The following is an 11,812-nucleotide window of genomic DNA, read 5'->3' on the forward strand; positions in this document are numbered from 1 at the left end:
CACCCACCTACCGGAGCCATCGTGCGCGTCATCGTCTTCGGAGCGTCCGGCATGATCGGACACGGCGCCCTGCGAGCCTGCCTGCTCGATGACGGCGTCACCGAGGTACTCGCCGTCGTCCGCCGCCCACTGCTCGTCGAGCACCCCAAACTCCGGCAGATCATCCACACCGACTTCACCGACTACAGCGCCATCCAGGACCAGCTCAAGGGCCTGGAGGCCTGCTTCTACTGCCTCGGCGTCTCGGCGGTCGGCAAGAGCGAACAGGAGTACACCCGCGTCACCCACGACTACGCCCTCGCCGCCGCCCGAGCCCTCCACACCGCCAGCCCGACGCTCACCTTCGTCTACGTCTCAGGGGAGGGAACGGACCCCACGGGCAAGAGCCGCCAGATGTGGGCACGGGTCAAGGGCCGCACCGAGAACGACCTGCTCGCCCTGCCGATGACCGCGTACATGGTCCGTCCCGGCTACGTCCAGCCCGTGGACGGAGCCACCTCCCGCACTCCCGTGTACCGCGTGATGTACCGCGCCATGACGGGCCTCTACCCGCTCCTGCGGCGCGCCTTTCCCCACCACGTCACCACCACCGCGGCCGCCGGCCGCGCCATGCTCGCCGCCGGCCGCGCCGTCGTGCGGTTCCCCGGCGACGTGCCCCACCAGATGGTCTGTCTGAGCGAGCGGGCGACGCTCCACATGGTCACCACCATTCCGCAGGTCCGCCGGATCGGCCCCACCGTCACCAAGGGCGGTGCCGCAGAGAACGTGGACGAACGCGACTGAGGCGGCTTCCCGGAGCGCGAGACGGACAGGACCGCCCTCGGAGCGGGTCGCAGGGCGGTCCTGTCGTAGGTCTGCTCGTCGGGCGCCCGCCGCCGGACGAGTGCCCGATGCAGTGATCAGGCCAGGGACGAGCCTGCACTCGGTTCAAGTCGTGCGAACGTGACGTGACATGACGTCGATGATCGTCGAGATGTCCATCCCCTTGATGTCTTCCAGGAAGCCCGGGCCCTGCATGCAGGCGCGCTCGATCGCCCCCGGGTCGGACCCGTCGCATCCCGAAGACCTGGACCTCGATGCGGTCGCTATAACACTGGATCTCGCGGGGCTTGGTCGAAGCGTGCATCAGGTGGTCAGCTACCCTCAGCGGCGTTGCTGGAAGTGCGACGGCCGAGTCCTTTCGTATGCGGACACGGCCAAACCCTTTGACGCGCAGAGACGTTGTGGGACAGCTGGCACTATTCGGCGGCACCGAAACATTTCGCGATGTTCTGCCGACGGGGAAAAGAATTATGACGACGCATGCCGCGGGGGTTCAGCAGGACCAGCAGTCCGGTTCCGGTCGAACCAGGGCGTACAGCACCATGATGCGAGTCCTGTTCTTCGCGGTGACCGCGCTCGTGGCCGGGGCCACGGGAGTGGCCGGCACCTTGCTCTACCAAAGGATCACCGCTCCGGACACATCCGCCGTCGACGCACAGGCCGCCGAGATAGCCGAAGGCCTGCGTGAAAACCTGAACTCGGGCTTCTACTCGGGCGGCCAGCCCTACGGAGGGCAGTTCACCGAGGGCACGATCGTCGCCCAGGTCGAGGCCCACGGCGGTGCACTGCTGAGTCTCGGCAAGGCACAGGGCCAGCCCGACGGCAACGTCCACGCTGCAACCGTGATGTTGGGGCTCGTACCCCCGGAAAAGGAGACCGTCGCCGCGCACGCTTACCCGGTCCGCTGCTACCGCTACACGTTCGGCTTCGGCCCATACACCGTGGAGCAGTCCGCCATCTCCTGCCCGGCGTTGCGGACCGACAGCAGGCCCGGCAGCCTGACGGCGCAGATGGGCGCGCTCCTCATACGGCAGCCCGTCGGCAACAACGTGTACCGGCGGATGGCGACCGACGGGTATGCGCATACGCCGCAGGGGGCACTGGACTTCCTCAGAGACAGGCAGATGGTTGCCGCCGACGACACCGTGAGCGTGGTCGCCGGTAAGGCTGGAGGCGGGGACCTGTACGTCGTCACTCTGCGCATCAATGATGTCTGCCACTACCTGCGCATGGAATCCTCGTCCACCGCGTCCCGCTTGATACCGCTGTGGGCCGCCCCAGCCGACGAGCAGGAGACGTGCAGCGTGAAGCAGGCCATGGCCGCCGCCACCCTGTTTGGGATCGACCCGGCGAAGGCGGGGTGACGCCCGCGCGGCCGATCCGATGTCCCGGGCGGCCGTTTCGGTGAGTCCTCTCGGGCGGGGGCGCCGGGCGGCTGTTCTCGGGCAGAAGAACGCGGCTGATTCGAAGGGCAATCGCCGAACGGGTCGAGTCCGGAGTCTCGGTTTCTTCAAGTCCTGTGCCTATCGGGCCGGCCCGCGCCTGAAATTGGGGCGTGCTGGTCTGGGTCTCGGCGTTGCTCAGGGCACTGTCCTGGTCCGGGGGAGGTACCCGCATCTGCTCCCCGGAAGCGCTCGTCACCACTTCGAAGAACGCAACCAGGCTGTCGGCCTGGGGACTTCCACCTTCCGGGAAATTGTTGCCCGCACCGCCGCGGGCGCCGTGCCGCAGGATTCCTCGTGGTCTTGGCCGATTGCGGTGATGCGGGGGAGTAGTGCGGGCGGCTTTACGTCGGAGCCAGGCACCCCGTTCAATGGGGTGGCGGTAGCGGGTCCAGGGCATTGCCGACGGTGCAGCCGCCCTCTCCGGGCATCCGCTGGATCCGGGGCGGCACCCACACCTCGGTGGCGCCGGGGCTCACGCGGGCGAGAAGGCAGTCCTGCGCGTCGAAGCCGTTGCCCTTGACCGACAGGAGAACGCCGACCCGGCCGCCGTCCGTCTTCACTTCGGTGTGGATCGCCGGAGGCAGGTCCAGGGCGGCGAGCGTACGGCGCACCTCGGCCTCGTCCACCCGGCCGTCCTTCGGTACCCGGGGAAGTTTCGCGCGGAGCTCCTCGTACGGCAGCCGGGGCGGTTCGGGTGGCGGGGCGAAGGTCAGTGCAGGGCCGTGCGGGCAGTCCACGTCACGGGGATCCTCACCCCACTCCGATTCGGGCGACACGCGCACCGCGAAACAGCGCTGCACGGCGACTTCCTGAGCGTCGAACCATCCGTTGTACGCCGAGCCGGACGTGCGCACGATGACGTCGACGCCGTCCCCGTCGTGAGTCGAGGTCCCCGTCACCCGCATCACTTCCACCCGGTCGATATGGGAAGCGGAGCGCCCGACTTCCTCCGCCGTGCGTGGACGCTGGCTGTAGAGCTGCTTACCCGCGTTCCTGGCCACCTCGCGGGCGGCGTCGGTCGCCTTGTCCTCGGAGGACGGCGCCAGCCCGCAGCCGGCGGTGAAGAGCAGTAACAGTGGGGCGAGCAGCAGTAGTCGGCGCATGCGTCCACCCTTCTGGAGCCGCGCGCGCCGGGCAACAGCTCACGTACCCAGACCGGCGTAGGTGTTCGTACTCAGCCGGTGCGGCAATCGGGAGGTGGGCGTACCCCGTGAGTTCCGGCGGCGTGAAGGCACCAACGTGTGGATCCGCCTGCTGGAGCTGGCCAACGGTAGTGCCCACGACGACATGGGGACCGAGATCTGGTCCCCCCAGCAGGACATCGACGTCGTGGCCCGAGCAGTGATCCGGTGCTTCGACGAGGTCGTGAGGGAGTACGGCGAGAGCGCATTCCGCGGCAAGTGGGGTGAGCACTTCCCACGAGCCGAGCTCGAAGCCCTCAGGGCCGCGTGGCGCGAACATCGAGGCGACTGGGCAGTCTCCTCGACACCATCGAACCCGTGAAGTTTCGGCACCACCTGGCAGGGGTTCGCCGGAACGTGTGCGCTTTCCCGAATGACTCGTCATAAGCGATGGCGACGCTGTTCTTCTCCTTGCACTTGGTTCTCGTCAGCGGCTTCGTCCAGCTCGTTCACCAGCTTCGTGGCCAGCGTGTACCGGACGCGGCAGCCGTTCATCGCCGCCTTGGTGTGCAGGGCGGTGGCCTCCCCGTTCATGCGGTGCCACGCGGTTTCGGCGCCGTGCCGGCCCGGCAGGGCTGGCCCGTCCGATTCCGCTGCTTCCTGCCCTGTCTGCCGCAGGCAGCGCCACCTCCTCGGTGCATGTGTGCTGGGGTGGCGGGTGTGTGGCGTGAGGTGTCAGCCGAGTGTGCGCAGCACCTCGGCGATGGTGGCGCGGTACGTCTGCAGCGCCTGCAGTCCGGCGGTGTAGCGGTCGTGGTGGCGGGTGATGTCGGCGGTCTGCTTCTGTGCTTGTACGGTGTGCCAGAGTTCGGCGGTGCGGTGGCGGCGTTTGCAGGTGACGTCCGCGACGGCAGTGGCGCGTTCCCGCTGCGTGTGCCGGGTGTTGCCGTCGCTGCCGCGCTGCCAGGCGGTGTCCGTGTACGCCTCGACGGGGTCGGGATAACGCGGGGATCCTTGTTCGGCCATACAGCGGGACCACGTCAGCCAGGCCGCGCGCAGGCGCGGGTCGCGCTTGACCTCCTTGTCGACCTCGATCGCGCGGGTGCCGGCGTACAGCCAGTCCCCTTTGAGGTCGATGCCGCGCATCAGGCGCCGGTTCGCGTCGGCGTTGCAGCCGGGGAGGTCCGCGTACTCGGCGGCGGTCATGCGGCGGCCCTCGGGCTGGGGGGCCGGGGGTTTTGCCGGGTCCCAGCCGTAGCCCCAGCGGCGGGCGGCGGCGAGGTCCAGGACGCCGTAGTCGGTGCCGACCGCGGTGGCGACGATCGGGTCGCTGGGGTAGCGCGGATCGAGCGGGAACTCCGGGTGGCCGTGCTGCGCCATGCACTGCCGGACCAGCAATGCCGTTGCCTGCTGCGATCGTTGATAGTCCTGCGGCGTGTAGGCGTAGCGGTCGGCCGGGAGGGGGCCGAGGTCGGATGCCGTGTTGATGACCTGCGGGCGTGGTGGAGCTGAGGCGCAGAGCGCCGCCAGCACCGCCACGGTACCCAGCCGCCACCCGCGCCTCATCATGCGAAGGAATGTTAGCGGGCGGCCTGCGGCGGCCGGTCATGGCCCCCGGCGCTTCGTCCTCGCACGCCCAGGCTTGGATCCGGTGCGGCTCATGCACGACTTCTGGACCACGCTCTACCAGGCCATGGACGACTGACGGCACCGGAGGCGATGCCTGTCCGCCGAGGGGCGCAGATTCCCTCGGCGGGTGTGTGGCCCCCGTCGCCCCCTAGCGACCTACGCGCAGGCGTTGCAGTCGCCGACCGGGCCGGTCCACCTGTCGATCCCCATAAGTGACCGGAAGCAGTCTGAACCGGCGGAGGAAGAGGAATGTTCGAGCCGGACTCGGGGCCGAGGGGCCGCCGCTGCCTTCGTCCGATCGGCAAATCCCAAGATCGGTACGGCAACAGCCACTAACGTGGCCGGCGACAACGGTGAACTGCGCTGCATCGGAGACCGAGTTGGCTGAACGGCTGAACGGGCAACGCCCCACACTCGAGGACGTGGCGCGCAGGGCAGGGGTGTCGAAGTCGACGGTGTCACGGGTGATCAACGGCGAGCCGAAGGTACGGGCGGCAGTCGCCGATCGTATCCGGGACGCGGTGGCGGAACTCGGCTACGTACCGAACCAGGCCGCCAGGAAGCTGGTCACCCGCCACAACAACGCCGTCGCCGTGGTGGTCACCGAACCGCAGAACCGCCTTTTCGTCGACCCGTACTTCGACTGCCATCTCCGTGGCATCCGACAGGAACTCGTCCGGCATGGAGCCCAGCCCGTACTTTTGTTCATCGAGGAACAGGACGACTATCCGCGTGTCTGCGACTTCCTGGGAGGCGGTCACGTCGACGGTGCCCTGCTGTTCTCGCTGCGCGCCGACGACCCGTTGCCGGACATGGTCGAACAGATGGGGCTACCGGCTGTCTTCGGCGGACGTCCCGTTCTCGGCTCCGGACATAACGGCGACGTCTACACGTACGTCGATGCCGACAACCGCGGTGGTGCCCGGGAAGCCGTTCGGTACCTCGTGTCGCTGGGACGTCGACGCATCGCGACGATCACCGGGCCGCTCGACCAGGGGGCCGCGATCGACCGCCTCGACGGCTACCGCGACGTCCTGCTGAACACCCCGTCCCGACTGCTTACCCAGGGCGACTTCACGTTGCAGGGCGGCGCCGACGCCATGGCCCTGCTGCTCGACCAGGCACCGGATCTGGACGCGGTGTTCGTCGCCTCGGACCTGATGGCTTCCGGTGCGCTGCGGACCCTGCGCGAGCGGGGGCGTAGCGTGCCGGAGGATGTGGCCGTCGTCGGCTTCGACGACCTCACGCCCATCGCCGAGGCGACGCAGCCACCGCTGACGACGGTGCACCAGGATATCGAGGAGATGGGACGGCTCATGGCGCGGATCCTGTGCCACCGGACGTCGCACCCGCTTGTCCAAGGAGAGGGTCCCCCGTCTCTGCCGTCCGTGGTCACCCCCACGCGACTGGTCATCCGCGATTCGGCCTGAGCGCGGGGCGGACTCGACCACGCGTGTGTCCCGTCGGTCGCTCAGCAGGTCCGGCCGGAGGAGTGGTCGAGGCGGTAGAGACTCCTTTCCTCCTCGGTGAAATCGCGGCCCACGAAACGGCCGATGCTGTTCATGGCCTCCGTCCAGGACGGCAGCGCGACGTTCCACGGGCGCACCACGTCCTGGCTTGACCTTTTACCGGTGCGGCGTGGTCGTGGGGTGGTCGAGTTCTTCGTTCCCTGTTTCGCCGCCGCTGTTTTGCGGGGTGGGTGCACGTCGTGGCGGGGTGTGGGCCGGGTGTTCGTTCGGCCCGATGGCTGTCCGGGACCGGGACGGGAAGGTTTCGGTGCTTGGGCCGGGCCGGCGGCTTGTGGGCGGATGTGCCGGAAGTCGCGGCGGACTCGGGCGGGGGTGAGTCTGTCTGGTGGGGTGGGTTTCTCCCAGGGCCGACGCCGGTCGGCTGCGAGTGGGCGGGCGAGCCGCAGTTGGGTGTAGGCGGCGAGGATGAGCCAGGTCCATCGGTCGGCTGCCTCGGGGGTGCGGATCTTGGGGGAGGTCCAGCCGAGGGTCTGTTTGAACAGGCGGAAGGTGTGGTCGATGTCGAAACGTCGCAGGTATGTCTGCCAGAGACGGTCGGCGTCTGCCGGGGTGGCATCGGTGCCTGACCACCACAGCCGGACCGGCTTCGGTGTTGCTCCGCTGGGCAGGTGGTCGATATCCAGGCGGATGACCGTCCCTTCGACGATGGGGAGGGTGCCGTCCGCTGCCGCCCAGGAGGAGCGGTGGGTCAGTCTGGGGTGGAGCCGGTTCCAGGAGCGGGCGGTGGCGGTGCCGTAGAGGCGGGTTTCGGTGACGGATTCGGTGCTGGGGGTGTCCCAGGTGTCGGGCTGTCCGAAGTCGAACTCGCCGCCGTGCCGGGGCGGTCGGCCTCGGGTGCGAGGCAGCCGGGGTGGGACAGCCCTGCGCAGGACGCGGTCGGATCGCATCCTGGCCAGCACCTGGACCGGCAGGTCACCCAGGAGGAAGCCGAGGCGGGGTGCGTCGTATCCGGCGTCCGCGACGATGAGGATGTCAGGGTCGCCGCTGCGCCACTGTCCCGCGGTGATCAGCCGCTGAAGCAGATCACGCAACTGCCGGGCAGTGACAGTGGCGGTGTCGTCGCCGGGCGCCAGGCGCAGCGCGTCCAGCGGTGCGGTCCATGAACTGGGGCCGGGCTCGAGCGCGCAGATGATCGAGTAGGGCCGGCCGGGAACGGGGATGTCGGGTGGTACGCGCCGCCTCTCCGATCGCAGAGTTGAACGCGTTCAATATGTCTGGCAAGGTAGCTGCCACGGCCCACTTCCTGACTCGGTTGGCCGATGCGGGCTGAGGGTGGGAGGTCCTGGTGGCGGGCGGGAGCAGGCTGGGTGCGTGGGGAGCGGTTCTCGGTGGCTTGATGCTGGCTTTGACTGCCCTGACTGGGTGCGCCAACCCCTACCAGTACTACGGGGGAACAGGGGTCCACGACACTACGGTGGCCGAAGTCGCTGGGGGTTGGGAAAACGTCGAGGGGACCCGCGTGGTGCTGCGCGAAGGCGGAACGGCTCTTCTCGAAAAGCTCGACGGGCATGACTTCGACTTCGATGACGGCTGGCGCCTCTCCGGTACGGGAACCTGGGAACTGACAGACGACGACGGTGGGCAGGTCCTCCGACTCGTGCTGTCAGCCCGGACCCGAGTGGAGAGCCGTTCCCCCGCGGCGGCCACTGACACCTCGACTCCTGCACCCCCGTCGACATACGCGTGGTCCTTCTTCGTAGACCGCGATAAGCACGACGAGGTGCGGCTGTTCTTCTTCTACGGCGATCCCGACGCCGGGAACAGATACGTGATGACGCGCGAGACAGGGATCGACGGCACGTCCGTACCGATCACCCCAGCCGGTGCCCTGGCGCAGTAGCGCGCGCGGATTGCCGAGCCGGAGGCGGGCTAGGACGGCGCATCGGCCACCACCGGCGAGCCCGCCGCGCTCGCAGCCACGCTGCGCGACAACACCCCCACAAGGCCCAGAAATACACCGTCCGCACCACCGTCGCGTCCTTCGCCCACGGCCTCAACAGCCGCTCATGGCCCTAACGCAACGGTGCTGAGGCCCCAGCCCGTGGTGACGAGGGGCCTTCACCACGGCGCGCCCGGCCCGAACGGTTCGAAGAACATGACGTCCAGCGGATGCAGGTCCCGGCCGGTCAGACCGGGGAAGCCGGATTCGGCGGGGCCGTCGCGCAACCACGTGAGCAGGGTTGCCGTGAAGTCGTCTGGCAGGGGCGGTCCTTGGTCGCAGTGGCGTGGGTTGACGGCTACGCGCCAAGTCTCGGGCGGGCCGTCCGCGCACCAGCCGATCTGGTCCCCGTCGATCGTCGACGCGAACGGCAGGAAGCCGCCGGGCTCGGGCCTGTCTCGATCGCGATCGGGATCGGATCGTCCGGACTGTCACCGTGCTCGGCGAGCAACCGAAGCAGGTCCTGGAAGCCTGCTGCGTCGTCGCCGATCCTGAGCTTGCCGAGCAGCCGAGCGTCCCGGTCGACCACGGCAACGTCGTGGTGATCCTCAGCCCGGTCGATTCCACAGGTCACGTGCAACGCGCGCTCCTTTCGGGCCTTGCCTGTCCGTCCGTGTCGGGCCGTGGCAGGACCACCCGGAGACCTAATAGAAGCGCTCACTGGCGCACCACCCCATCAGCCGTCCGTGGCCCCAGCAGTGTCCAGGGTCCTCGCTCTCGTGAAGAGCTCCACGACTCCGGCTGATCGGGAGGTGTTCCTGGGAACGGCTCGAACCACGGCACGGTATGGCGACCGCGCTCGAATCGGCAGAGGCCGTGCACGCGTCCCTCTTGTCGAAGCACTCCCAGGCGCTGCATACAGCCCAGACGTCTCGCCCGGCCCCTGCCAGGACTGACAACTGCCAATCCACAGTGCCTATTAGGCGTACGGTTCCCGTGCGAACCGCGCCTGCCTGCGCAGACGAGGTGTGCTCTGCACCATCCCGGAGAAGTCCGACCAGGTCCGCAACCGCAAGAGGCTCGGCTCCCGAGGCGGCCGTCCGCCCAAATTCGACAAGGAGGACTACAAGAAGCGCCACGCTGTCGAGTGTGGGATCAACAGGCTGAAGCGCCACCGGGCCGTGGCCACGCGATACGACAAGCTCGCGGTCCGCTTCCTGGCCACTGTGCTGGTCGCTGCGGTCAACGAGTGGCTGTGACCAGCACAGTCCCAACACGCTCTGGCGTCAGCTCTCTTGCAGCACCGTCCGGATTACATGCCGGGCATTGTGCGCCATCGCCGGGTTCGTCTTTCGGTAGTACGGCAGCGCGATCAGCGCCTGCGAGAGTGTCCGTCCCCGGCCGCGGATCCAGGTCGCGTTGTCCACGCTCAGCGCCTCGCGGAAGACTTCCCTAGCCTTGGCCGGCAGCAGATTCCACGCTGGGAACAGATCGCAGGCCGGATCGCCCGCCCCCAGGCACCCGAAGTCGATTACCGAGGTCAGCCTGCCATCGTCCACCAGCAGGTTGCCCGGCATGAGATCGGCGTGCAGCCACACCGGCGGCCCGTCCCAGCCGGGGGCCCGCAGCGCCTGCTCCCACACGGCTGTGGCGGCATCGCAGTCGACGCCCTCCTGTGGGATCCCGCGCAGTTCCTCGATCGCCGCCCGGGTCTCCGCGTCGAGCGAGGCGACCGGCCCCCCGCGGTGGGCCTGCGGCGCACCCGGCAGGGTGATGCTCCGCATCGCCGCCACGAACTCGGCCAGATCCTCGGCCAGCAGTATCGGCTCGCTCAGGGCTCCCGCCTCGGGATTCTCCCCCGCCAGCCACCGGTACACCGACCACGGCCATGGGTACCCCTCCGCGGGCTCCCCCTCCCCGAGTGCCTCGGGAATGGTCGTAGGCAGGTGAGGCGCGAGCCGGGGCAGCCACGTCCGCTCCACCGACACGTCGTTGGCCCCGCCTTGCACGAGCGGCAGCCGTACGACCATGTCATCGCCGAGCCGGTACATGGCGTTGACCGTCCCGCCGGACGGAAACTGCTCGACCGCCAGCGCCGCCCACTGCGGGAACTGCCCGGCGATCAGCCGCCGTACAAGGTCGACGTCGATGGCGTGCATGCCGGGATGCATCTGGCCTGTGTTCATCACACGTCATCCGACCGCCGGACACCGGCGAGCGTCAATCGCTTTTCCGGCGGTACCACTTTCGCAACACGCCCTGGCCTCGCGCTTTCACGAGGTCGGCGGCGGCGCACCCGTTCCGGTTGGCCGAGGATCACTCCGCCGCGGACCACACGCTGAGATAGCGCTCGCCGGTGTCCGGGAGCACAGTGACGATCGTCCGCCCCGCCTGTTCCGGGCGGCGTGCCAGGCGCAGCGCAGCATGCACGGCCGCGCCCGAGGAGATCCCGGCCAGCACGCCCACTCGCCGGGCCAGCCAGCGCGCGGTCTCCAGTGCCTCGTCGTCGGAGACGGTCAGCACCTCGTCGATCAGCGAAAGGTCGGTGGTCGGGGCCACGAAGCCGCCGGTCAGTCCCGGAATCGCATGCGGTCCCGCGAACCCTTGGGAGAGCAGCGGGGAGGAGGCCGGCTCCACCGCCACCGCCCTCAGCTGCTCGTTGTGCTCCTTGAGGAAGCCCGCGGCCCCGCACAGCGTGCCGCCCGTACCGATCCCGCAGACCAGCAGGTCCACACTGCCGCCGGTGTCGGCCCAGATCTCGGGGCCGGTCGTCTCGCGATGCGCGCGGACGTTCGCCACATTCTCGTGCTGCCGCGCGTACCAGGAGCCGGGGGTGGCGTGGTGGATTTCCTCGGCTTTGTCGATGCAGCCCTGGAAGCGCAGTTCGCGCGGAGTGAGGACCACCTGCGCGCCCAGCGCGCCCAGCAGGTCTATCCGCTCCTGGGTGGCGTTGTCCGGCATCACGATCACGCAGCGGTAGCCGCGAGCGGCGGCCAGGCCGGCCAGCGCGATGCCGGTGTTCCCGGATGTCGCCTCGATCACGGTTCCCTGGCCGGGCACCAGTTCACCGGCCGCCTCGGCGGCTCGGAGCATCCACAGGGCCGTCCGGTCTTTGACGCTGGCCAGCGGGTTGGCCGATTCCAGCTTGGCCAGAACCTGGACGCCGGGCGCGGCCTGCCCGTCGAGCGGCAGTCGCAACAGCGGCGTGCCGCCGATCAACTGGTCGATGCCGTCGGCGATGCGGGGTGCGACTGCGGGGGCCATGGCGAGATAGCTGGGAATGGTCACAGAGGTCCTACCTTTCTTCTTGGGCTTGATCGGTCATTCGTAAGATCGATGGGCCCAGGGGCTCTGGGTATGGCTGTCACAGGCACGCCGCTGGATGGC

At 68.8% G+C, this 11,812-nt stretch carries 9 protein-coding genes and 4 pseudogenes; 6 read left to right on the plus strand and 7 right to left on the minus strand.

Annotated elements, in window-relative coordinates; translation table 11 throughout:
• Positions 1-21 precede the first annotated feature (21 nt).
• Together ACZ7OY_RS43345 and ACZ7OY_RS43350 are read left to right on the plus strand one after the other, a co-directional pair.
• Entirely contained in the window at positions 22-783 is a 762-nt protein-coding gene (locus ACZ7OY_RS43345) for an NAD-dependent epimerase/dehydratase family protein (RefSeq protein WP_472251003.1), read from the plus strand.
• Positions 784-1,292: 509 nt separating this feature from the next.
• A complete protein-coding gene (locus tag ACZ7OY_RS43350) occupies positions 1,293-2,186 on the plus strand; it encodes a hypothetical protein (protein ID WP_472251004.1) in 894 nt (297 codons plus the stop codon).
• A 446-nt stretch (positions 2,187-2,632) separates the two neighbouring features.
• On the opposite strand, the gene ACZ7OY_RS43355 is transcribed toward ACZ7OY_RS43350, so the two are convergent.
• Complete coding sequence (locus tag ACZ7OY_RS43355) at positions 2,633-3,370, minus strand: translation initiation factor IF-2 (protein WP_472251005.1); 738 nt, start codon at positions 3,368-3,370, stop codon at positions 2,633-2,635.
• A gap of 94 nt (positions 3,371-3,464) precedes the next feature.
• Here ACZ7OY_RS43355 and ACZ7OY_RS43360 point away from each other — a divergent pair, with 94 nt between their 5' ends.
• Positions 3,465-3,770 (plus strand): hypothetical protein, encoded by a 306-nt coding sequence (locus ACZ7OY_RS43360; RefSeq protein ID WP_472251006.1) that lies wholly within the window; start codon positions 3,465-3,467, stop codon positions 3,768-3,770.
• Between the two features lie 92 nt (positions 3,771-3,862).
• Here ACZ7OY_RS43360 and ACZ7OY_RS43365 read toward each other — a convergent pair.
• Both ACZ7OY_RS43365 and ACZ7OY_RS43370 read right to left on the minus strand, forming a co-directional pair.
• Positions 3,863-3,964 (minus strand): annotated as a pseudogene (locus tag ACZ7OY_RS43365) (IS21-like element helper ATPase IstB); the annotation flags it as partial.
• Positions 3,965-4,123: 159 nt separating this feature from the next.
• Positions 4,124-4,957 (minus strand): hypothetical protein, encoded by an 834-nt coding sequence (locus tag ACZ7OY_RS43370; protein WP_472251007.1) that lies wholly within the window; start codon positions 4,955-4,957, stop codon positions 4,124-4,126.
• 440 nt (positions 4,958-5,397) lie between these two features.
• Here ACZ7OY_RS43370 and ACZ7OY_RS43375 point away from each other — a divergent pair, with 440 nt between their 5' ends.
• Complete coding sequence (locus tag ACZ7OY_RS43375; protein ID WP_472251013.1) at positions 5,398-6,447, plus strand: LacI family DNA-binding transcriptional regulator; 1,050 nt, start codon at positions 5,398-5,400, stop codon at positions 6,445-6,447.
• Positions 6,448-6,644: 197 nt separating this feature from the next.
• On the opposite strand, the pseudogene ACZ7OY_RS43380 reads toward ACZ7OY_RS43375, so the two are convergent.
• Positions 6,645-7,706: pseudogene (locus ACZ7OY_RS43380) on the minus strand (transposase); the annotation flags it as partial.
• A 254-nt stretch (positions 7,707-7,960) separates the two neighbouring features.
• Between ACZ7OY_RS43380 and ACZ7OY_RS43385 the strand changes: the two are divergent.
• The gene (locus ACZ7OY_RS43385; protein WP_472251008.1) at positions 7,961-8,386 is read left to right on the plus strand and encodes a hypothetical protein; all 426 of its coding nucleotides are present in this window, start codon (positions 7,961-7,963) and stop codon (positions 8,384-8,386) included.
• Positions 8,387-8,879: 493 nt separating this feature from the next.
• Here ACZ7OY_RS43385 and ACZ7OY_RS43390 read toward each other — a convergent pair.
• Positions 8,880-9,065: pseudogene (locus ACZ7OY_RS43390) on the minus strand (IS110 family transposase); the annotation flags it as partial.
• Between the two features lie 343 nt (positions 9,066-9,408).
• Between ACZ7OY_RS43390 and ACZ7OY_RS43395 the strand changes: the two are divergent.
• Positions 9,409-9,684, plus strand: a pseudogene (locus ACZ7OY_RS43395) (IS5 family transposase); the annotation flags it as partial.
• 27 nt (positions 9,685-9,711) lie between these two features.
• On the opposite strand, the gene ACZ7OY_RS43400 reads toward ACZ7OY_RS43395, so the two are convergent.
• The gene (locus tag ACZ7OY_RS43400) at positions 9,712-10,611 is read right to left on the minus strand and encodes an aminoglycoside phosphotransferase family protein (RefSeq protein WP_472251009.1); all 900 of its coding nucleotides are present in this window, start codon (positions 10,609-10,611) and stop codon (positions 9,712-9,714) included.
• 130 nt (positions 10,612-10,741) lie between these two features.
• A complete protein-coding gene (cysK, locus tag ACZ7OY_RS43405) occupies positions 10,742-11,689 on the minus strand; it encodes a cysteine synthase A (RefSeq protein WP_472251014.1) in 948 nt (315 codons plus the stop codon).
• Positions 11,690-11,812 lie beyond the last annotated feature (123 nt).

This window comes from Streptomyces sp. NPDC107559 (genome assembly GCF_055657365.1).